General features: G+C 67.1%; 20 protein-coding genes. 8 read left to right on the plus strand and 12 right to left on the minus strand.

Translation table 11 applies throughout. The annotated features are described in order from the left end of the window. Window positions 1-303 precede the first annotated feature (303 nt). Complete coding sequence (gene rimK, locus BM397_RS05455) at window positions 304-1,701, minus strand: 30S ribosomal protein S6--L-glutamate ligase (protein ID WP_092419444.1); 1,398 nt, start codon at window positions 1,699-1,701, stop codon at window positions 304-306. Window positions 1,702-2,005: 304 nt separating this feature from the next. After that, the gene (locus BM397_RS05460; RefSeq protein ID WP_092419447.1) at window positions 2,006-2,965 is read right to left on the minus strand and encodes an L-malyl-CoA/beta-methylmalyl-CoA lyase; all 960 of its coding nucleotides are present in this window, start codon (window positions 2,963-2,965) and stop codon (window positions 2,006-2,008) included. Between the two features lie 310 nt (window positions 2,966-3,275). On the opposite strand from BM397_RS05460, the gene dgcN reads away from it, so the two are divergent. The 3 genes from dgcN (at window position 3,276) to BM397_RS05475 (ending at window position 6,352) form a co-directional block, all read left to right on the plus strand. Next, a complete protein-coding gene (dgcN, locus tag BM397_RS05465; protein ID WP_092419450.1) occupies window positions 3,276-4,277 on the plus strand; it encodes an N-acetyltransferase DgcN in 1,002 nt (333 codons plus the stop codon). A gap of 90 nt (window positions 4,278-4,367) precedes the next feature. Then, window positions 4,368-5,333 carry an N-acetyl-D-Glu racemase DgcA gene (dgcA, locus tag BM397_RS05470; protein WP_092419453.1) on the plus strand — a complete coding sequence of 322 codons (966 nt, stop codon included), beginning with the start codon at window positions 4,368-4,370 and terminating at the stop codon, window positions 5,331-5,333. 158 nt (window positions 5,334-5,491) lie between these two features. Continuing rightward, on the plus strand, window positions 5,492-6,352 hold the full coding sequence (locus BM397_RS05475) for a D-amino-acid transaminase (RefSeq protein ID WP_092419456.1): 861 nt from the start codon (window positions 5,492-5,494) through the stop codon (window positions 6,350-6,352). 121 nt (window positions 6,353-6,473) lie between these two features. On the opposite strand, the gene BM397_RS05480 is transcribed toward BM397_RS05475, so the two are convergent. After that, window positions 6,474-6,932, minus strand: coding sequence for a GNAT family N-acetyltransferase (locus tag BM397_RS05480; protein WP_092419459.1), 459 nt, complete (start codon window positions 6,930-6,932; stop codon window positions 6,474-6,476). A 67-nt stretch (window positions 6,933-6,999) separates the two neighbouring features. Continuing rightward, window positions 7,000-8,196, minus strand: coding sequence for a TIGR03862 family flavoprotein (locus tag BM397_RS05485; protein ID WP_092419463.1), 1,197 nt, complete (start codon window positions 8,194-8,196; stop codon window positions 7,000-7,002). Between the two features lie 336 nt (window positions 8,197-8,532). On the opposite strand from BM397_RS05485, the gene BM397_RS05490 reads away from it, so the two are divergent. Genes BM397_RS05490 through BM397_RS05505 form a run of 4 tightly spaced genes read left to right on the plus strand, consistent with a single transcriptional unit; the run spans window position 8,533 to window position 12,724 of the window. Continuing rightward, entirely contained in the window at window positions 8,533-10,452 is a 1,920-nt protein-coding gene (locus tag BM397_RS05490; RefSeq protein ID WP_092419467.1) for a DUF3604 domain-containing protein, read from the plus strand. Between the two features lie 2 nt (window positions 10,453-10,454). Next, window positions 10,455-10,859, plus strand: a complete 405-nt coding sequence (locus BM397_RS05495; RefSeq protein ID WP_092419470.1) for a DUF302 domain-containing protein — start codon at window positions 10,455-10,457, stop codon at window positions 10,857-10,859. Window positions 10,860-10,886: 27 nt separating this feature from the next. Then, window positions 10,887-11,729, plus strand: coding sequence for a peptidylprolyl isomerase (locus BM397_RS05500; protein WP_092419473.1), 843 nt, complete (start codon window positions 10,887-10,889; stop codon window positions 11,727-11,729). Then, the gene (locus BM397_RS05505; protein ID WP_092419476.1) at window positions 11,726-12,724 is read left to right on the plus strand and encodes a HupE/UreJ family protein; all 999 of its coding nucleotides are present in this window, start codon (window positions 11,726-11,728) and stop codon (window positions 12,722-12,724) included. The genes BM397_RS05500 and BM397_RS05505 overlap by 4 nt, the downstream gene beginning before the upstream one ends. Window positions 12,725-12,757: 33 nt before the next feature. Here BM397_RS05505 and BM397_RS05510 read toward each other — a convergent pair whose 3' ends face one another. The 7 genes from BM397_RS05510 to BM397_RS05540 all read right to left on the minus strand — a co-directional run bounded on the left by BM397_RS05510 (window position 12,758) and on the right by BM397_RS05540 (window position 17,389). Beyond that, a complete protein-coding gene (locus BM397_RS05510) occupies window positions 12,758-13,012 on the minus strand; it encodes a hypothetical protein (RefSeq protein ID WP_092419479.1) in 255 nt (84 codons plus the stop codon). Beyond that, on the minus strand, window positions 13,012-13,659 hold the full coding sequence (locus tag BM397_RS05515) for a GntR family transcriptional regulator (RefSeq protein ID WP_176806465.1): 648 nt from the start codon (window positions 13,657-13,659) through the stop codon (window positions 13,012-13,014). Before BM397_RS05515 ends, BM397_RS05510 begins: the two co-directional genes overlap by 1 nt. Before the next feature lie 30 nt (window positions 13,660-13,689). Continuing rightward, window positions 13,690-14,466, minus strand: coding sequence for an amino acid ABC transporter ATP-binding protein (locus BM397_RS05520; RefSeq protein ID WP_092419485.1), 777 nt, complete (start codon window positions 14,464-14,466; stop codon window positions 13,690-13,692). 5 nt (window positions 14,467-14,471) lie between these two features. Further along, window positions 14,472-15,329 (minus strand): amino acid ABC transporter permease, encoded by an 858-nt coding sequence (locus tag BM397_RS05525; RefSeq protein WP_218124833.1) that lies wholly within the window; start codon window positions 15,327-15,329, stop codon window positions 14,472-14,474. 13 nt (window positions 15,330-15,342) lie between these two features. Continuing rightward, window positions 15,343-16,215: a transporter substrate-binding domain-containing protein gene (locus tag BM397_RS05530; protein WP_092419488.1), complete on the minus strand. Its 873-nt coding sequence runs from the start codon at window positions 16,213-16,215 to the stop codon at window positions 15,343-15,345. 25 nt (window positions 16,216-16,240) lie between these two features. Further along, window positions 16,241-16,744 carry a gamma-glutamylcyclotransferase family protein gene (locus BM397_RS05535; RefSeq protein WP_092419491.1) on the minus strand — a complete coding sequence of 168 codons (504 nt, stop codon included), beginning with the start codon at window positions 16,742-16,744 and terminating at the stop codon, window positions 16,241-16,243. 186 nt (window positions 16,745-16,930) lie between these two features. Next, window positions 16,931-17,389 carry a VOC family protein gene (locus BM397_RS05540; RefSeq protein ID WP_092419494.1) on the minus strand — a complete coding sequence of 153 codons (459 nt, stop codon included), beginning with the start codon at window positions 17,387-17,389 and terminating at the stop codon, window positions 16,931-16,933. Window positions 17,390-17,760: 371 nt separating this feature from the next. Here BM397_RS05540 and BM397_RS05545 point away from each other — a divergent pair, with 371 nt between their 5' ends. Next, a complete protein-coding gene (locus BM397_RS05545; protein WP_092567367.1) occupies window positions 17,761-18,750 on the plus strand; it encodes a GNAT family N-acetyltransferase in 990 nt (329 codons plus the stop codon). Between the two features lie 31 nt (window positions 18,751-18,781). On the opposite strand, the gene BM397_RS05550 is transcribed toward BM397_RS05545, so the two are convergent. Next, entirely contained in the window at window positions 18,782-20,071 is a 1,290-nt protein-coding gene (locus BM397_RS05550; protein WP_092419500.1) for an NAD(P)/FAD-dependent oxidoreductase, read from the minus strand. Window positions 20,072-20,081: the final 10 nt, after the last annotated feature.

Genomic DNA, 20,081 nt, shown 5'->3' on the forward strand with positions numbered 1-20,081 from the left:
GGACGCTGCAGCGCGGCGTTGCGCAAGAAGGTTGCGTGACTTGATTGCCGGGCTTCCCGAAAGTTCCTCCATGCAAGGTGGAGGATGTAATTTTTCGCGTGTCGTCGGTTGTTTGCGCGTGTTCTCCTGAAACACCGCAGAAGGCCGCCGGGCAAGCGCCCGCCCGCCTCGGCGGGCGGGCGCTTCTTTGCCTGGAGCACGGAGTTCGAGACCCGTGCGGGTTTGGCTTTCAGAAAGCGCGTTCCACAATCGTCGCAGCGCCCCGCCACGGGCGGGCGCTCGCCCGGCGCGCGTCGGGGTGTCTCACCCCGCGCTGCGCCTGCTCCGGCCCTTCGGGCGCGGCGGCTTCGGCGCCACCTTGGTCTCGATGTGCTCGATGATCAGGCCCGAGATGTCCTTGCCCGAGACCTTCTCGATGCCCTCGAGGCCCGGCGAGCTGTTCACTTCCAGCACTTTCGGCCCGTCCGAGCCGCGCAGCAGGTCGACCCCCGCCACGTCGAGTTTCATCGCCCGCGCGGCCTTGATCGCCACCTCGCGCTCGGTCTTGCTGATGCGCACCGGCTCGGCGGTGCCGCCCTGGTGCAGGTTCGAGCGGAAGTCGTCGGGCTTGCCTCGGCGGCGCATGGTGGCCACCACCTTGCCGCCCACCACGAGGCAGCGGATGTCCTCGCCCGCGGCCTCCTTGACGAAGCTCTGCACGAGGAAGTCGGCCTTCAGCCCCTGGAAGGCAGAGATCACGCTCTCGGCGGCCTTGGGGGTCTCGGCCAGCACCACGCCCTTGCCCTGGCTGCTCTCCAGCAGCTTCAGCACCAGAGGTGCGCCGCCCACGAGGTCCACGAGGTTGCCCGAATCCTTCGGGCTGCGGGCGAAGGCCGTGGTCGGCATGCCGATGCGGTGACGCGCCAGCACCTGGTGCGCGTGCAGCTTGTCACGCGAGACGGTGATACCCTCGGAGCCGGCGAGGCAATAGGTGCCCATGCTCTCGAACTGGCGCACCACGGCGGTGCCGTAGCTGGTGATCGAGGCACCGATGCGCGGGATCACCGCGTCGTAGTGGGGCAGGCGGCGACCGTCGTAATGCACTTCGCCGCCGACAGCGCGGATGTTCATGTAGCAGCGCGAGGTGTCGATCACCTCCATCGTGTGGCCGCGGTGCTCGGCGGCCTCGATCAGCTTGCGCGTCGAGTAATTGTGCGGCTCGCGGGTCAGCACCGCGAGGCGCAGGGCGCGGCGGTGCTGCTTGTGGCGCGGGATGCCGCGGTAGGCGTCATAGTCGAGCTCGGGCTGCTGCAGGCGCTGGCTGGGCGAGACAACCATGTCATCGAGCAGCGCGCTGCGGCCGAGCAACATGCGGTAGGCCATGCTGCCGCGATCGGTGAGGGTGATCTCGAGCGGCCAGCGGCGGTCGCCCATCACGACCTCGGTCTCGATGACGAAACGCAGTTCGGTCTCGCCGTTCGAGGAGGTCACCTCGCGCCGGTCCTTGAGCGGCGCGGAACAGATCACCTCGAGCCCGGGCTCGGCGGGATCGGGGTGGATGGCAAAGCGCACCATCGGCTTGTCGGAGGGGCCGAATTGCTCGATGGCGAAGGCGTGCAGCGCCGAGGTCCGCGCGCCGGTGTCCACCTTGGCGCGGATCGCGGGCAGGCCGAGGCCGGGCAGGGCAAGCCATTCTTCCCATCCAAGCGTGAACTGCGTCATGTCTACCTCCTTCGCGGGCCGGGGTCGGATTGACGGCCTCTATCCGCGCAATGTGACAGGCGCAATACGGCACGCAGCGCTCCCGCAAGGGAACGCTCATCTCGACGGGGGTTGACCTAGGCGCGATGCGGCGCAGGGCAATGTTGGCCGAGCGCGGATTGGCTCCGCGCCGTGGGGCGGGGTGCGGCGACGCACTGTCCCTGTGGGGACTGCGCCGGTCCGCCGGGCGCGAGGGTACGCTCGGCGGTTTCGCCTTGGCGGCATGGATGGCGCGCCTGTCCCCGCGGGGACAGACACATGTGCCTCAGGCCCCCGCGATCATCTCGGACTGGCGCACGATCACCTCGGCCTGCTTGATCGAGGCGATGTCCACCAGCCGGCCCTTGTAAACCGTCGCACCTTCGCCCTTGGCCTTAGCGGCCTCCATGGCGGCGAGGATCTCGCGCGCCTCGGTCACTGCGCCCTCGGAGGGGGTGAAAACCTCGTTGGCCAGTGCCACCTGCTTGGGGTGAATCGCCCATTTGCCGACCATGCCCAGCGTCGCCGAGCGCAGCGCCTGCGCGCGGTATCCCTCGTCGTCCGAGAAATCGCCGAAGGGGCCATCGACCGGCAGCACGCCATGGGTGCGGCAGGCCGCGACGATGGCGGCCTGCGCCCAGTGCCACGGATCCGACCAGTGCTTCGCGCCTTCGTGCAGCATGTAATAGTTTTCCTGCGTGCCGCCGATGCCGGTGGTCGCCATGCCCATGGAGGCGGCGAAATCCGCCGCGCCAAGGCTCATCGCCTCGAGCCGGGGTGAGCCGGCAGCGATCTCTTCCACATGGGCGATGCCGGCTGCGCTCTCGATGATCACCTCGAACTTGATCGGCTTACTGCGTCCCTTGGCACGCTCCACGGCAGTGACCAGCGCGTCGACGGCATAGAGATCCCCGGCGCAGCCGACCTTGGGGATCATGATCTGGTCGAGCCGGTCGCTCGCCTGCTCCAGAAGGTCCACCACGTCGCGATACCAATAGGGCGTGTCGAGCCCGTTGATGCGCACCGAGAGGGTCTTCTTGCCCCAGTCGATATCGCCGATGGCCTCGATGATATTGGCGCGCGCACTACCCTTGTCGTCCGGGGCCACGGAATCCTCGAGGTCGAGGTTGATCACATCCGCGGCGCTGCCGGCCATCTTCTCGAAGATCGCCGGACGCGAGCCGGGGCCGAAGAGCTGGCAGCGGTTCGGACGGGCAGGCGCGGCGGGCTGGATGCGAAAGCTCATGTGGGCACCTCGTGCGGGTAATGAAGTTACATATTTGCGATTGTGAGGGTTATTAAATTGCGCGACGCTGCGCAAGCGAAATTTGCCGCGCTGCGGCGCAAGTCTCGCGCGTTCTGCCCGGAGCGCGTGCACGATTCTTCGGCGCTGGCGTCGAAATGCGTGGAATTTTGGCGTTGTCCCCGGTGATGGCGTGGAAATCGAGACGGATTTGCGTGCCATACAGGGCAGAGTGAGCGTCGAAACCGCTGGCCGGGCGGCCTCCCAACAAACGCCCCGTCGGCCATCATACACGAACACAGGGAATACAAGAATGATCGAGACGCCGTACCTCCTCTTCCTCGGTGACGCCCCCGACGGCCTGGCCGCCAAGGTGGCCCAGGGCATCAAGGACTGGCGCCCCGAGAACTGCGTTGGCCAGTTCCGCCTCGAAGGCTGCAAGGCCGACCTCGGCCTGCAGGACATGACCCTCGCCGAAGCCAAGGCCGCCGGCGCCAAGACGCTGGTGATCGGTGTCGCCAACCGCGGCGGCAAGATCTCGCAGGCCTGGAAGAAGGTCCTGGTCGAGGCGTTGGAAGAGGGCTTCGACCTCGCGTCGGGCCTGCACAACCTGCTGCGCAACGAGGAAGACCTGAAGGCCGTGGCAAAGGCCACCGGCCAGACGCTGCACGACGTGCGCATTCCGTCCGTGGAATACCCGATCGCCAACGGCGAGAAGCGCACCGGCAAGCGCCTGCTGGCCGTGGGCACCGACTGCTCGGTCGGCAAGATGTACACCGCGCTGGCGATGGACGCCTGCATGCGCGAGAAGGGCATGAAGTCGACCTTCCGCGCCACCGGACAGACCGGCATCCTGATCACCGGCGACGGCGTGCCGCTCGACGCGGTCATCGCCGACTTCATGGCCGGCTCGATCGAATACCTCACCCCCGACAATGATCCCGATCACTGGGACATCATCGAGGGCCAGGGCTCGCTGTTCCACGTTTCCTACTCGGGCGTGACGCTTGCGCTGATCCACGGCGGCCAGCCGGATGCGCTGGTGCTCTGCCACGAGCCGACCCGCACCCACATGCGCGGCCTGCCGGGCTACAAGCTGCCGACGCTGGAAGCCGTGCGCGACACCGCGCTGGCGCTCGCCAAGGTCGGCAACCCGGACTGCAAGGTGGTCGGCGTGTCGATCAACACCCAGCACATGGGCGAGGAAGAGGCCAAGACCTATTGCGCAGAGGTCGAGGAAAGCCTTGGCCTGCCCTGCGTCGACCCGTTCCGCCATGGCGCCGAGCGCCTGGTCGAGGCGCTGGCCGCGGTCTGAGCCGTCTGGCAGAGTGACCACATCACCCCCGGCGGCGGCGCTTCCGGCGCCGGGGATTGCGTATTTATGGAACAATGAAAGGGGCAGGGTTTGAGCATCGAGGTCACCCGCGACACCTTCAAGCTGGCGCAGGTTTTCACCATCTCGCGCGGCAGCCGCACCGAATCCCAGGTGATCACCGTGAAGATCACCCGCGACGGCATCACCGGATGGGGCGAATGCGTGCCCTACGCGCGTTACGACGAGACGCTCGACAGCGTCGAGGCGCAAATCCGCTCGCTGCCGCAGGACGTGACCCGCGCGGCGCTGCAGGATCTCCTGCCCTCGGGCGCCGCCCGCAATGCCGTCGACTGCGCGCTCTGGGATCTCGAGGCCAAGACCGCCGGCAAGAGGGTCTGGGAGCTGCTGGGTCTGCCCGCGCCGAAGCCCGAGGTGACCGCCTACACGCTCTCGCTCGCCGCCCCCGAGGAGATGCAGGCGCAGGCCGCAAAGAACGCCTTCCGGCCGCTGCTGAAGGTGAAGCTCGGCACCCCCGAGGACCTGCCGCGCCTCGAAGCCGTGCGCGCCGGGGCACCGGACAGCACCATCATCGTCGATGCCAACGAGGGCTGGACTCCCGAGGTCTACGCCGAGCTGGCGCCGCATCTGCTACGTCTCGGCGTCGCCATGGTCGAGCAGCCGCTGCCCGCAGGGGACGACGACGCGCTTCTGGGCATGGACCGTCCGGTGCCGATCTGCGCCGACGAGAGCTGCCACGACCGCGCCTCGCTGCCGAAGCTCAAGGGCAAGTATGACATCGTCAACATCAAGCTCGACAAGACCGGCGGGCTGACCGAGGCGCTGGAGCTGCTCGAGGCCGCCAAGGCCGAGGGCTACGGCATCTTCGTCGGCTGCATGGTGGGGTCGTCTCTGGCGATGGCTCCGGCGGTGATCGTGGCGCAAGGCGCGCAATACGTCGATCTCGACGCGCCGCTGCTGCTCGGCGAGGACCGCGAGCATGCGATGATCTACGACGAGGCAGGCGTGCACGCCCCCGAGGCGGCGCTCTGGGGCTGAGCCCCGCGGTTGCCGGGGCGCCGAGCTCCGGCGCCCGAACAATATCTGCACGACACCGGCATGACGGGTGGCCTGCTCAGGTCAAATTGATCGGGCGGGCTTGACCCCGGGTCCGCTTTGGCGGAACTGACCCACAGCGAATTATGGAGAGAGCTGCAATGCGCACCGTTTACGTCAATGGCGAGTACCTGCCCGAGACCGAGGCCAAGGTGTCGATCTTCGACCGGGCCTTCCTGATGGCCGACGGGGTCTACGAGGTGACCTCGGTTCTCGGCGGCAAGCTGATCGATTTCGACGGCCACGCCAAGCGTCTCGCCCGCTCGCTGAAGGAGCTGGACCTGAAGGCACCCTGCACCGAGGACGAGCTGCTGGCGATCCACCGCGAGCTGGTGGCGCGCAACGAGGTCACCGACGGTCTGGTCTATCTGCAGGTGACCCGCGGCTCGGCCGGCGACCGCGACTTCGCCTTCCCCGACCCCGAGACCACCGAGCCGACGCTGGTGCTCTTCACCCAGAACAAGCCCGGCCTCGCCGACAACCCGGCGGCCAAGAAAGGCATCAAGGTGATCTCGCTCGAGGATATCCGCTGGGGCCGCCGCGACATCAAGACCGTGCAGCTGCTCTACCCGTCGATGGCCAAGATGGCCGCCAAGAAGGCCGGCTGCGACGACGCCTGGTTCGTCGAGGACGGCAAGGTGACCGAGGGCTCGTCGAACAACGCCTATATCGTCAAGGGCGGCAAGATCATCACCCGCGAGCTGTCGACCGACATCCTGCACGGCATCACCCGCGCCGCCGTGCTGCGCTGCGCCAAGGAAGCGCAGATGGAAGTCGAGGAGCGCAGCTTCACCATCGAGGAAGCCAAGGAGGCCGACGAGGCCTTTGTCACCTCGGCGTCGAGCTTCGTGATGCCGGTGGTCGAGCTGGACGGCGCCAAGATCGGCACCGGCACCCCGGGTCCGGTCGCCGCGCGGCTGCGCGAGATTTACCTCGACGAAAGCATTAAGGCGGCCGTCTGAGCTATCGCCGTCTGAGTTGAGATGGGCGCCGCTCCGCAGGGGGCGGCGCCTTTTTCTTGCGGCGCTGCCGATCGGTGAGGGCTGGCGGGCTGCGCGCCTCCGCGGGGCAGAGCCCGGGCGCTCACGTCCCGGTCCCCGGTCCCTTGCGGTACATGGTGATGCGCCGCGAGTCGCGGAACCCGAGCTTTTCGTAGAACCGGGTCAGCGCCTGATCCTGCTCAGCCTGCGGCGTGATCACCAGCACCGTCTCGCGCGCGCCGTGCTCCCGGGCCCAGTCGAGCACCGCCGCGACCAAAGGCCGTGACCATCCCATCCCGCGGGAGCCGGGGCTCAAGTAAAGGTCCTCGAGCTCGGCCGACCAGCCGAATTCCACGCCGAAGGTGAGGCTTCCCGCGGACATGCCCGCCAGCCCGCCCCCGGTGTCGGCCACGAAGATGCAGGCGCGGGGATCGCCAAGCATCACCGACAGGTTCTCGGCAATGGCCTGCGGCGGGGTGGCGATGCCGTCCTCGCGGAAGAAGGCGACGTAGAGGGCGCTGAGCGCCTCAATATCGGAGGACGTGGCACGCCGGATGATCATGGCCTGCCCCCAGCCAATGGCGAAGCGGCGTCCCGGACTGCCGGGGTAGGAGCTGCCGTGGCCATGGTCAGTGGTCCGGAGGCGGGGCAGCCGCCAGCCGCGCCGCCGCTGCCCGGCCGGCCCAGAGGCCGGTGGCGAGGCAGCCGGTCAGCAGGTAGCCGCCCGTGGGCGCTTCCCAGTCGAGCATCTCGCCGGCGACGAAGGTGCCCGGTCTGTCCTTGAGCATCAGCCCCGCGTCCAGCGCCCCGAGGGGCACCCCGCCGGCCACCGAGATCGCCTCGTCGAGCGGGCGAAGCCCTACGTGCTGCACCGGCAGCGCCTTCAGCAGCGCGGCCAGCGCGGCGGGCTCTTCGGGCAGGGGACGGGCGCATTCCATCAGCAGGGCGCGGGCCGCTGGCGAGAGTTTCACCACCTTACGCAGGTGGTTCGACAGGCTCTGCTTGCCACGCGGCCGGGCGAGGCGGCGGGTGAGCGCGGCGAGATCCACGTCCGGGCAGAGATCGACGGTCAGCGCCGCCCCCGCGCGCAGCGCCGGCGACAGCGGGTAGAGCCCGCCGCCCTCCAGCCCGCGCGCCGAGATCACCGCCTCGCCGCGCGACGCCAGATCGCCCGCGTGGAAGGCCACGCCCTTCAGTGGTGCGCCGAACTGGGCTTTCATATGCGCTGACCAATCCACGCAGAGACCGGCGTTGGCCGGGGCGAAGGGGGTCACCGGCAGGCCCGCGCCCTGGAAGATCGCGGCCCATTGCCCGTCCGAACCGAGCCGTGCCCAGCTTGCGCCGCCAAGCGCCAGCACGGTGACACCGGGGGTCAGCCGGCGCGCGCCCTCGGGCGTCTCCATCAGCACCGCCTCGCCGTCCCAGCCGGTCCAGCGCCAGCGGGTGTGCCGCTCCAGTCCCATGCCGTCCAGCCGTGCCAGCCAGGCGCGCAGCAGCGGCGAGGCCTTCATCCCGTGCGGAAAGACCCGCCCTGTGGAGCCGGTGAACAGCGTCTGCCCCAGCCCCTCGGCCCAGTGCATCACCTCCTCGGGCGGAAAGGCCGAGAGCATGGGCCGCAGGGCAGGGGCCGCCGCGCCGTAGTTGCCGAGGAAGGCGGCAAAGGGCTCTGCCTTGGTCAGGTTCAGCCCCGACTTGCCCGCCATGAGCAGCTTGCGCCCGAGCGAGGGCTTGGCGTCGGCCAGCACCACCGGGTGTCCCGCCGAGAGCAGCGCGTCTGCCGCCATGAGCCCCGCCGGGCCGCCGCCGATCACCAGCGCGCCCATCATGGCCTGTCGTCCGCGGAGCGCGCTGCGCGCATGGGGAGTCTCCTGTCTCGCATGGCTGTCGTCTTGCCCTGCCGCGCCGCCCGGCACAAGGTCGCGGGCCGCTGTGGCGCCTCTCGTCGGGGCGCGCCGCCTGCGGCTGAGGCAGGATAACGCGGCGCGGCGGCGGATGGCCGAACTTCGCCTTGGCGCAAGAGCTCCCGCAGAAGTTGTTGATTTTTCAAGCCGGGAGGCGTTTCAATCGCACATGTTCTGATTGTGTCCGAGTCGCTCCGGTCGGGGCGGACTTCATTTGACAAGACGATTTTTGAAATGCCTTCGCAGCCGAAAGGACGCCCCATGACGCGACGCATGGTCTCCCTCGCACTTTCCACCACCCTGCTGGCCTCGCCGCTGCTGGCGCAGGTGACCACCGACGCCGGCACCATCGACCCCGAGAAAATCGAGCGCTTCTTCAACCAGCCGGGCTATTCGCCCTATGCCGGGCGCAGCTTCCCGACCCGCCCGCTCTGGGGCGAGCAGCATCTTCACACCTCCTGGTCGCCGGACGCCTTTGCGGGCGGCACACGGGTCGGACCGGACGACGCGCTGCGCTATGCCGAGGGCGAGGAGATCACCTCGAGCACGGGCCAGCAGGTCAAGCTGTCGCGCCCCTACGACTGGATGGTCGTCGCCGACCACTCGGACGCGCTCGGGATCGTTGCCAGCATCTACGAGGGGGATCCTGCGCTGCTCGCAGACCCCGTCCTCAAACGCTGGCACGACGGAATGCAGAAAGGCGGTGAATCGGCCACGGCCGTGGTCATGGAGATGATCACCGCGCAGGGCGAGGGCAAAGTCCCTGAAGCTATGACCGACCCCGAGACCCAGATGGACATGTGGACGAACATGACCGGCATCGTGGAGAGCCACAACAAGCCCGGCCAGTTCACCGCGCTCATCGGCTACGAGTGGACGTCGAACTACGGGGGCGGCAACAACCTGCACCGCAATGTCATCTATCGCGACGACAAGTATTTCGCCGACCAGGTGCGGCCGCTGACCACCTTCGATACCGAGCAGCCGCGCGAGCTCTGGGACTGGATGCAGGCCTATGAGGACAAGACCGGCGGCCGTCTGCTGGCCATCCCGCACAACGGAAACCTGTCAAACGGGCTGATGTTCGCCACGGAAACCCCGGACGGCAATCCAATCGACACCGAATGGGCCGAAAGCCGCGCCCGCTGGGAGCCGCTCTACGAGGTGACCCAGAGCAAGGGCACCTCGGAACAGCACCCCTCGCTTGCGCCGTCGGACGAATTCGCCAACTTCGAGCTCTGGGACAAGGGCAACCTCAACGTGGTGCCGAAAGAGCCCGGCATGATCGAATATGAATACGCGCGCCAGGCGCTGAAGCGCGGCCTGCTGCTCGAGGACGAATTCGGCACCAACCCCTTCAAGTTCGGCCTCGTCGGCTCCACCGACGATCACACGGGGGTCTCGTCGGCCGAGGAGAACAACTTCTGGGGCAAGTTCCCGGCCAGCGAACCGGGGCCGGAACGCTCGACCGGCAACGCCTTCGACTTCGAGGGCCGCACGGTGAAGGATTGGCAGCTCGGCGCCTCGGGCCTGACCGCGGTCTGGGCCGTCGAGAACACCCGCGCCGCGATCTGGGACGCGATGAAGCGCAAGGAGGTCTACGGCACCACCGGCCCCCGCATCGGGCTGCGCTTCTTCGGCGGCTGGGAGTTCGAGGAGGCCGACGCGCTAGGGAGGAACCCGGGCACCATCGGCTACGGCAAGGGCGTGCCCATGGGGGCGGACCTGATGCCCGCGCCCGAGGGGGCCAGCGCGCCGAACTTCCTCGTCGCCGCGCTGAAGGATCCCTACTCGGGCAACCTCGACCGCATCCAGATCATCAAGGGCTGGGTCGATGCCGAAGGCGAGATGCAGGAAAAGATCTTCGACGTGGTCTGGGCGGGCGACCGCGCGCCCGGCGAGGACGGCAAGCTGCCCCCGGTCGGCGATACGGTGGATGTCGAGAATGCTTCCTTCACCAATACCATCGGCGCGCCCGAGCTGATCACCGTCTGGACCGATCCCGAGTTCGACCCGGCGCTTGACGCCTTCTACTACGCCCGGGTGATCGAGATCCCGACGCCGCGCTGGACGGCCTATGACGCTGCCTATTTCGAGGAGTCGGACTTCCCGGAAGACACGGTGATGAAGGTCACCGAACGTGCCTACTCCTCGCCGATCTGGTACTCGGCGGGCGAATGAGCATGGCTGGTTTTGGAACCGACGTGACCCTCGACCGCCCGTTTGACGAGGCGGTCGAGGTGGTGACCGCGGCGCTGGCCGCCGAGGGCTTCGGGGTGATATCCCGGATCGATCTCGACAAGGCCTTCGCAGAGAAGCTCGGCACCGAGTTTCGCCGCTACACCATCCTCGGGGCCTGCAACCCGGGGCTGGCGCATCGGGCCATCACCGCGCGGCCCGACGTGGGGCTGCTGCTACCCTGCAATGTCACGGTAGAGGAGGCGCCCGGTGGCGCGCTGGTGCGGCTGGTGGATGCCGGGCAGATGATGGCCATGGGCGATCTCGGCGAGGTGCCCGAGATCGCCGATCTGGCGCAGGACGCGGGCGCCCGGCTGGGCCGGGTCGCCGATGCGCTGCGCAGCGGCTGACGGCGGAAGGGACAGGAAGGCAGGACCATGAAGATCGGCACCATTCTCCGCTCTCCGCTGCTGCATTTCTTCGTGCTGGGCGGGCTTGTCTTCGGCCTCTACGCGGTGACGGCCCCGCTCGAGGCCCGTGCCCCGCGCGACGATGTGCTGCACCTCTCCGAGGCGGAGATGAACCGCATGGCCGACGGTTTTCTCGCCGCATGGGGACGCGCGCCGACCGAGGCGGAATCCCGCGGCCTCGTGCGCGACTGGGCGATAGAGGAGGTGATGGTGCGCGAGGCGCTGGCGCTCGGTCTCGACAAGGGCGACGCGATGATCCGCAACCGCCTGCGCGCCAAGATGGAATTCCTCGCAGAGGCCCCCGCCGCAGCCATGACGCCGGACGATGCCACGCTGGAGGCGTATTACTCGGAGAACGCCGCGGCCTACGCCCGTCCCGCGCAGGTCAGCTTCGCGCAGGTGCTGCTGCCGGGGGATGCCACGGCGGAGGAAGTCGCGGCGCTGCGCGCCGAGCTGGAACAGGGCGCGGACCCGGCCGGTCTCGGGCAGGCGACGATGCTGCCGCCGCGGCTCGAGGCGATGGCCACGCCGGCGGTGGAGCGCGTCTTCGGCGGCGGCTTCGGCGCGGCGGTGGCCGGGCTGCCGGTCTCGGGATGGTCCGGCCCGTTGTCCAGCGGCTACGGGCAGCACCTCGTCAGACTTGACGCGGTCGAGGCGGCGCAACTGCCGCCGCTCGAGAGGCTGCGCGACAAGGTGATCGCCGACTGGCGCTCAGCCGAGGCGCGCAAGATGCGGGGTGCCTTCACCGATGAGCTGCTGAGCCGCTACACGCTGGATTTGCCCGGTGAGGAGGCGGCGGAGCAGCCATGAGGAATCTTCTTGCCCTGATCTTGCTGCTGACCGCGGCGCTGCACCCCGGCGGAGCATCGGCTCATGCGCTCGATCCCGGCTTTCTCGAACTTTCGGCCATGGATGGGACGCAATGGCGGGTGAGCTGGCGGATGCCCGACGTGAACGGCCGCCCGATGCCGATCAGTCCGCGCCTGCCCGAGAACTGTCAGCAGACCCCTGCGCCTGATCCGGCCTTCGACGGGAGGGCCTGGGTCACCTCGTTCCTCGCCACCTGCCCCGAGGGGCTGGCTGGCGGCAGCATCGGAATCGACGGTCTGGAGCGCACGCGCACCGACGTGCTGGTGCGTTACGAGCTGGAACCGGGGCAGGCGCAGACGCAGCGTCTCACCGCGGGATCGCCGGAGTTCAGCGTCCCCGCCGAGCTGGGACCCGGCGCGGTCTTTGCCAGCTACGTCGCGCTGGGGGTGTCGCATATCCTCGAGGGGGTCGATCACCTGCTCTTCGTCTTCGCGCTGCTGCTTCTCGTACGGCAACCGCGGCGACTGCTCTGGGCGATCACCGCCTTCACGCTGGCGCATAGCCTCACGCTGGCCGCCGCCACGCTGGGACTGCTGCGCCTACCCTCGGCCCCGGTCGAGGTGGTGGTGGCGCTGTCGATTGTCTTTCTGGCCTACGAGCTGGCGCTGCCGCCGGAACGGCGCGACCCCGTCTCCGAGCGGTTCCCCGCGCTGGTGTCCTTCGGCTTCGGGCTGGTGCACGGGCTGGGTTTTGCCGGGGCGCTGCGCGAGATCGGCCTGCCGCAGTCCGACATCCCGCTGGCGCTGCTGTCGTTCAACGTCGGGGTGGAGCTGGGGCAGCTGATGTTCATCGCGCTGGTGCTGAGCCTCGGATTTCTGGCGCGCCGCATGGCACCGGTGCTTGCCGATCACGGTGCGCGCCTGAGTCGCCTCGCCAGCTACGGCATCGGCAGCATCGCGGCCTTCTGGGTGATCGAGCGCATGGCCGCCTTCTGACCGCCTCCGGCCAGGTTCGAGGGCATGTGGGGCTCAGGCGATGCGGGCGGTGACCGCGATGTCGGTGCCATCGAAGGACAGTTTCCAGACCTTCGAGGCGATGCGGCTTCCGGCGGCGGTGCGGTATCCGGCCACGGTCAGGACGCTGCCCGAAAGCCGCGCGTCGGCGCGCATCCCGTCGGCAAAGAGCAGCACCGCCGGCGTCTCGGCGGCAGTCGCAGACCCGGCGGTCACGCGGCCCTTCGCACCCGGGTAGAGGTGGGTGTGAAAGACCTCGATCTCGATCATCAGAACCCGCTCAGCGCGTCCTGCACGATGGTCATCGTGGTGGCGATATGCGCGCGCGCTAGCTCTTCGGCCAACTGGTCGTCCTGTGCCTCTATGGCGTCGATGATGCCGAGGTGCTGGGCGTTCGACGCCTCCACCTGCTCGCGGGTGAAGAGGATCGGCAGGCGCAGGTTCCAGTAGTTGTACTGCGTGCGCTCGTGCATCTCGATGAAGAAGGCATTGCCCGAGGCTTCGACGATCAGCCGGTGGAACTCGCGGTCGAGCGCGTTCAGCTCGGCGCGGCTGAGGCCGGAAAAATTCGACATCTTCTCGGCCAGCCCGCGCAGCGTTGCGATCAACGTGTAGGGGCGGCGCTTGGCGGCGAGCCGGGTGGCATACCCCTCGATCGCGATCCGGCTTTCGAACAGCATCGGTGCGTCGGCCGGGTCGATCTCGTCGACGACCCAGCCCTTTTCGCGGGCCACGAAGCCTTCGCCCTGAAGCCGCAGCAGCGCCTCGCGCACCGGGGTGCGCCCGACGCCCAGCGTCTCGCTGATCTCGTCCTCGATCAGCCGGGTGCCCGGCTTGAATTCCAGCGTCAGGATTTTCTGCCGCAGGATGTCGTGGACGTTCGCCGCGAGAAGCTTGCTGCCGTTCTTTCTGACCATGTCGTGTCCCATTGTCCTGCCTTGCGACCGTTAATGAGCCGAATCCGCATAGTGATCAAGGAACTGACGCGTTCGCGCCTCGCGCGGGGCGGCAAAGAACTCCGCCGCCGGGCGATCCTCAACCACATGGCCGTCCGCCATGAACACCGCCCGGTCGCAGAAGCTCGAGGCGATGGACATCTCGTGGGTCGCGATCATCATCGTGTAGCCGAGGTCGGCGAGGCCCCGGATGGTCGAGATCACTTCCTTGCTCAGCTCCGGGTCGAGCGCACTGGTCGGCTCGTCGAGCAGCAGCACCTTGGGCTCCATCGCCAGCGTGCGGGCGATGGCAACGCGCTGCTGCTGCCCACCCGAGAGCTGGCTCGGGTATGAATCCGCCTTGTCGCTCAGGCCGACAAGACCGAGCAGTTCAAGTGCCTTGGTCCGTGCTTCCCCGCGGTTCTGGCGCAGCACCTGCAGGGGGCCGGACATGACGTTGTCGAGCACGGTCATGTGGCGGAACAGGTTGAAGCTCTGAAATACCATGCCGATGGCGCGGCGCTGCCGGGCGATCTGCTTGTCCGGAAGCTGGTGCAGCCTGTGGCCGCGCTCCTCGTAGCCGATGAGCTCGCCGTTCACGTGGATCTTCCCCGCGTTGATCGTCTCGAGATGGTTGATGCAGCGCAGCAGGGTGGACTTGCCCGAGCCCGAAGGCCCGAGCAGGGCGACGACCTGTCCCCGCGGAACGTCGAGGCTGATGCCCTTGAGCACCTCGAAATGGCCGTAGGATTTGCGCACGTTGTCGATGGAGATGATGGTCTGGCTCATGGGGATCACCGCAGGGGAAAAGTCTTTTCCAGCATCGTCTGGATGCCGGTCGCGAAGGCGGTCATCACCAGGTACCAGACCGCCGCGACGGTCAGCAGCTCGACGACAAGGAAGTTCGACGAGTAGATGTCCGTGGCGATGCGCAGCAGCTCGAGATAGCCGATGGCGGAGGCCAGCGAGGTCGACTTCAGCATCATGATGTACTGGTTGCCGCCGGCCGGCAGGATGATCCGCGCCGCCTGCGGGATCACCACCCGCCGCATCACCTGCGCCCGGGTCATTCCGAGTGCCCGCGCCGCCGCCTGCTGGCCCTGGTCGACGGCCTGGATGCCGGTGCGGATGATCTCGGACATGTAGCCCGCCTCGGCCAGCGACAGGCCGATCAGCGCCGCGACGAAGGGGGTGACCATCTGCGTTGTCGGCGCCTGCAGCAGCATGATGTCGGTGAAGGGCAGCGGAATGCTGATCTCGCCGAACATGATCGGCACGGCATTGAACCAGAACAACAGCTGGATCAGCATTGGCGTGCCGCGGAAGAAATAGACGTAGATCGCGGCGATGGAGGCCATGATCGGGTTTCCGGAGACCCGCATCAGCGCCACCACCAGCCCGACGCCGCAGGCCAGCACCATGGCAAGCGAGCCCAGCACCAGCGCGTTGCGCGCGCCGATCAGGATCTGTTCGCTGAACAGGTATTGAACGAAGAGCTCCGGGTCGAGGATGCGTGCCTCGATCCCGGCGCGCAGGACGGCGAGGATCAGGCCAAGGCAGAGGAAGCTGAGGAGCCAGGCCCCCCAGTTCCGCCGATGCACGACCTCCTGCACCGGCTCCGGTGCGAAGTGCGACTGTGCTGCGGTCATCATCAGCGTCAGGTCCTCAGCGCTTGCTTGCGGGCAGGTTTATGGTGATCTCGGGGAGGGCCGCGCCCTGCATCCCCCACTCCTCGAGGATGGCGAGATAGCTGCCGTCCTCGAGCATCCCCTGCACCGTCTCCTGGAACAGCGGTGTCAGCGGGCTTTCCTTCGGGAAGGCCCAGGAGGTCACGTATTTCACCAGCAGGTAGTTGCCGTCGGCGATGACGTATTTGTCGGGATCGCCGGAGATCATGTAGACCAGCGCCGGGAAGTCGCCGATATAGCCGTTGACCCGTTTCAGATCGAGCTGCATGCGGCTGTCCGGGGCGCCGGGCAATTGCTCGGCGGTGATCTCTCCCTTGCCCGCCGCCACGCAGTCGGCCGACGCTGCCTCGACCGCAGTCATGATGGTCCGCCCGCCCAGCATGGTCGAGATGGAGTCGTCGCAGAAGTCCATGATGGTCTTGTATTTTCCGTCATCTTCCTGGCGCAGGAGGATCGAGGCTCCTGACATCATGTAGTTGACGAAATCGACCTTCTGCTCACGCTCTTCGGTGTCGGAAATGCCGCCCGAGGCCATGTCGAAACGTTTCGCCTCGAGCCCGGGGATCAGCGCCGAGTAATCGGCCTGTCGGTATTCCAGCGCCAGCCCCAGGCGCTCGGTGATCTCGGCCAGCAGGCTGGCGGAGACGCCGACCGGCATGTCCTCGCCGTCACGGCGATACTCGACCGGCGGGAAGGTCTGCTGCGAGCCGACGGTGAGCACGCCTGCGGCCTTGATGCTCTCGGGCACCTTGGCGGCGAGCTCGGGTTTAACCTCGGCCTGGGCTGCGCCCGCCATCCCGAGGATGGCGGACAGCAGGGTGATATTGAGCGTATTCTTGATCTTGTTCATGTGTCTCTCCCTGTGGGCGTTGCGCTCAGCGCGAGGCGGCGGATTTTCCGGGGATTTTCGACGGGTTCGGTCGATCCGCGTCGGGGCATTCGGCAGCAGCTTCGTAGGTGTCGAGCACCGACTGGATGTACGCCTCGGGGAAGCCGTGATCGCGCATCCCCTTGGGAATGTGGTTCCAGTAGAAGTGCGGCGGACGCATCGGGACGCCGGGGGTGATCAGCCGGTAGGTCCAGCAATCGTAGGTATTTCCGTCGTCGCCCAGCACGGTGACCGTGCAGCGCTCGAAATCGTCGTATTCGTCGTTGAAGTGGATGCCTTCATGCTCGAACACGATGCCATGCGCGGTGGTGCCCCAGGCGTCCTTGCAGGTGCTGTTGAAGTGGCACCAGCCGCGATCGGTGCGGTCTGCCGCAGCATGGAAGGTCAGCCGGTGGTTGGGCGCAACTGCGTGCGTCACCTTCTTCGCGTTCGGCATGAAACGGCGGAGTTCGGCGTCGTCGAGCCAGGTGCAGTAGCCAAAGTAGTACATGTCAATCCTTCTTCGTTTGCGGGCCCGGCCATCGCCGGAGCCCGCATCTTCTGTTTGTGTCGGGTCAGGGCGACCCGGTCGTTACAAGAGCAAAGCGCCGTAGCGCATATGTAAAAATATACGAAGAAATATACGAAGCAAGATGGAATTTTTCCACCTAGGGTATCCGCATATAATCGTCTGTTTTTACGAGAATTTTTTCTGGTCGTCCGGGGTCTTGCGGATTTCCAGCACGACGCCGGCCTGCGCTTTCGTGTCGAAATAGCAGAAGCCGGATTCGTCGGTCTTGCGGCCGCGGGCGACGACCTCGAGCCCCATGGCGCGACCTTCGGCTTCCGCTGCGTTCCGGTCGGGCACCTCGAAGCCGAGCTGATAGACGCCTTCGCCATGAGCATCGAGATGGCGTTTCTGCGGGCTGTCTAACTCACCGGGATCGCAGAGTTGAATCTGGAAATTTTCCAGATCGCAGCACTTGTAGCGCATGGCGCGGGAGGCGGCTGCATTGGGCACGTCGAACTCCAGGTAGGCGCCCGACTTCGGATAGTCGAACCAGGGGCCAATGCCGACGCTTTCGTAAAATTTCTGCTTCTCCTCGAGGTCCCTGACAAGGACGCAGACATGGTGGAGTTGGTTGAAGATGGGCATGAGAAACCTTTCGCTGTGTTTGACAAATTGCGAGTCGTATACGACAGCGTATATCCTGATGATTGCACGTCGGATGTCAAACTCGCAATTCGCCGGGGCTCCTCGGTGCAGCCCTACCTATGGCCTTCGGCCTCGCTGGGACGGGGGTGCCGCCCGGCCATGGTGCCGAGAAGAGGGGGCGACCTTGGCGCTGACCGCGCTGGAGCCACACATGGGGGGAATATTGCAGCGGCGTTGCGACGGTGCCGCGAGAACGGCAGAAACTTCGGGAAGCGGGCGCGATACGGCAGATCTTTTCACGCGATCCGTTAGATAACAGGATAGACGCGGTCGGTCACAGGGCCAGTGGCCAGAAATGGAAAGAGATGAGCATGAGTGTCGCCCAGGATACGTCCGATCACGCGCTGCCGCCGGGCAGTGCCGAACTGATGCCGCCCGAGGCTCTTGCCCGTCATCTCGCCTTCATGCGCCGCGAGGCTCCGAAGGTGGAGAGCGACTGGATGCAGGTGGACACCTACAAGGCACGCATAGAGCCGGTCGCCGCGTCGATGATCGACCGTCTGCACGAGCTGACGGTAAGCGTGTTCTGGCCGCACCGCGCCAGTGACATCGAAATGGTGCTGGGGCTGGGTACCGGCTACCTCGCGCTCGACGAGATCGGCCGACCGCTCAGTTCGGTGATGGGCTTTCCGAGCGGCGATGATTTCACCATGCTCGGCATGATGGTGACGACGCCGCGCCTGCAGTCGCAGGGCACCGGCGGGCGGCTGCTGCGCCGGGTGATGACCGAACAGGCCGGGCGCGACCTGCGGCTATCGGCGACGCGGCAGGGGTACCGTCTCTACGAGGGGGCGGGCTTCACGCCGGTGCGCCTCGTGTACCAGCATCAGGGGGTGGCGCGGGCGATCCGGCCTCCCGAGCCGGTGCAGGGCGTTTCCATCCGGCCGATGCAGGAAAGTGACCTGCCGGCGATCCGGGCGCTCGACACCCACGCTTACGGTGCAGCGCGCACGGCGATCCTCGATGCGCTCCTGCGCGTGTCCGAGGTGCTGGTCGCCGAGCGCGGCGGCGCGATCGAGGGCTACGCGATGATCCGCAACTTCGGCAAGGGCCGGGTGATCGGCCCACTTGTGGCCGAGCAGGACGGGGTGGCCATGCAGCTGGCTGCCGAGTTCATCATCGCGCATGAGGGCCAGTTCCTTCGGCTCGACACGATCATCGAGAGCGAGCGCTTCGAGGCCTTCGTCTCGGCGGCGGGGCTGGGGGTCTACGACACGGTCACCGACATGCGCTACGGCCGCCTGCGCCGGGCGAGCAGCGGGCCGATGACCTACGGGCTGGCGATGCAGTCTCTGGGATGAGGACAGGGGGCCAAGGGCCCCCTTCGTGTTTTCAGGAAATCCGGTCCTTCAGGCCGAAGTACATGCCGACCAGCGGCAGGAACCACGGCTTGCCGGAATGCAGCGGCACCTTGGGCCAGTCGAGGCCGCGCAGCGGGTTGGTGTCGTTGCGGCCCATGGCCATATCCGCCAGCACCTGGCCCATCAACGTCGACATCTGCGCGCCGTGTCCGGAGTAGCCCATGCCGTAGAGCATGCCGTCGGCCTCGCCGGCGCGGGGGAAGCGGTCCTTGGTCATGCCGACCATACCACCCCAGCAATAGTCCAGCTCGACCTTGGCCATCTGCGGGAACATTTCGGTCAGCGCCGCACGCAGCACCTTGCCGGACTTGGCGTCCGAGCTCTGGTCCGAGGTCGCGGAGAACCGCGCCCGCCCGCCGAAGATCATCCGCTTGTCGGGGGACAGGCGGAAGTAGTTGCCGATGTTCATCGAGGTGACATAGGTGCGGTTGCCCGGCAGCGTGGCGGCGATCTCGGCGTCGCTGAGCGGGCGGGTCGCCACGATGAAGGAGCCGACCGAGATGATGCGCTTCTTGAAGAAGCCAAGGGGGGCCTTTCCGACACTGTTGGAATAGGCGTTGGTCGCGGCGATCACCCGCTCGGCGCGGATCGAACCTTTCGGGGTCTCGATGAGCCAGCCACCGCCGTCGCGAGTGCGCCCGATGACCGGGGCGTCTTCCCAGATCCTGGCGCCATGGCGGTGGGCGGCATCCGCCAGCCCGGTCACGTAGCGACCCATGTGCATCATCGCAGATTTGCCGTAGAGCATGCCACCGTGGAACTGCTCCGAGCCGACCTCATCCGCCAGCTCGTGCTTTTCGAGGAAGCGGGTGTCGGCGTCGACCTCGCGGTGGATGGTCTCGAAGTTGGCGCGCAACCCGGCGACGTGGCTGGGCTTGGAGGCGAGCTTTAGCTTGCCGCAGCGGCGGAAGTCGCAGGCGATGTCCTCCTCGGCGATGACGTCCTCGATCATGTCGATGGAGCGGTCGTAGGCCTGCCAGAGTGCCTTGGCCCGGCTCTCGCCAAGATGTGCCTTGGCCTCGCCGTAGCCATGCGCCATGCCGTTGTTGAGGTGGCCGCCGTTGCGGCCCGAGCCACCGAAGCCGACGTGACGGGCCTCGAGCACCGCGACGCTCACACCCTCGCGGGCCAGCTTGCGTGCGGCGTTGAGCCCGGTGAAGCCCGCGCCGATGACCACCACGTCGACCTTGCCCTCGACCGGTCCGCGCTCTGCCGCGGCAAAGGGGGTGGAGGTGGCGTGCCAATAGGACTGAAACTGCATCGCGGTGCTC

Origin of the sequence: Alloyangia pacifica, assembly GCF_900116195.1 — a bacterium.
Lineage (GTDB): Bacteria > Pseudomonadota > Alphaproteobacteria > Rhodobacterales > Rhodobacteraceae > Salipiger > Salipiger pacificus.

Coding starts and splice junctions, on each gene's coding strand:
- BM397_RS05520 (WP_092419485.1), bottom strand. CDS start 14,466: ATGAGCCAGACCATCATCTCCATCGACAACGTGCGCAAATCCTACGGC.
- BM397_RS05550 (WP_092419500.1), bottom strand. CDS start 20,071: ATGCAGTTTCAGTCCTATTGGCACGCCACCTCCACCCCCTTTGCCGCG.
- BM397_RS05535 (WP_092419491.1), bottom strand. CDS start 16,744: ATGTACTACTTTGGCTACTGCACCTGGCTCGACGACGCCGAACTCCGC.
- BM397_RS05490 (WP_092419467.1), top strand. CDS start 8,533: ATGACGCGACGCATGGTCTCCCTCGCACTTTCCACCACCCTGCTGGCC.
- BM397_RS05495 (WP_092419470.1), top strand. CDS start 10,455: ATGGCTGGTTTTGGAACCGACGTGACCCTCGACCGCCCGTTTGACGAG.
- BM397_RS05525 (WP_218124833.1), bottom strand. CDS start 15,329: ATGATGACCGCAGCACAGTCGCACTTCGCACCGGAGCCGGTGCAGGAG.
- BM397_RS05540 (WP_092419494.1), bottom strand. CDS start 17,389: ATGCCCATCTTCAACCAACTCCACCATGTCTGCGTCCTTGTCAGGGAC.
- dgcN (WP_092419450.1), top strand. CDS start 3,276: ATGATCGAGACGCCGTACCTCCTCTTCCTCGGTGACGCCCCCGACGGC.
- BM397_RS05500 (WP_092419473.1), top strand. CDS start 10,887: ATGAAGATCGGCACCATTCTCCGCTCTCCGCTGCTGCATTTCTTCGTG.
- BM397_RS05545 (WP_092567367.1), top strand. CDS start 17,761: ATGAGTGTCGCCCAGGATACGTCCGATCACGCGCTGCCGCCGGGCAGT.
- BM397_RS05480 (WP_092419459.1), bottom strand. CDS start 6,932: ATGATCATCCGGCGTGCCACGTCCTCCGATATTGAGGCGCTCAGCGCC.
- BM397_RS05530 (WP_092419488.1), bottom strand. CDS start 16,215: ATGAACAAGATCAAGAATACGCTCAATATCACCCTGCTGTCCGCCATC.
- BM397_RS05485 (WP_092419463.1), bottom strand. CDS start 8,196: ATGATGGGCGCGCTGGTGATCGGCGGCGGCCCGGCGGGGCTCATGGCG.
- BM397_RS05475 (WP_092419456.1), top strand. CDS start 5,492: ATGCGCACCGTTTACGTCAATGGCGAGTACCTGCCCGAGACCGAGGCC.
- rimK (WP_092419444.1), bottom strand. CDS start 1,701: ATGACGCAGTTCACGCTTGGATGGGAAGAATGGCTTGCCCTGCCCGGC.
- BM397_RS05510 (WP_092419479.1), bottom strand. CDS start 13,012: ATGATCGAGATCGAGGTCTTTCACACCCACCTCTACCCGGGTGCGAAG.
- BM397_RS05505 (WP_092419476.1), top strand. CDS start 11,726: ATGAGGAATCTTCTTGCCCTGATCTTGCTGCTGACCGCGGCGCTGCAC.
- BM397_RS05515 (WP_176806465.1), bottom strand. CDS start 13,659: ATGGTCAGAAAGAACGGCAGCAAGCTTCTCGCGGCGAACGTCCACGAC.
- BM397_RS05460 (WP_092419447.1), bottom strand. CDS start 2,965: ATGAGCTTTCGCATCCAGCCCGCCGCGCCTGCCCGTCCGAACCGCTGC.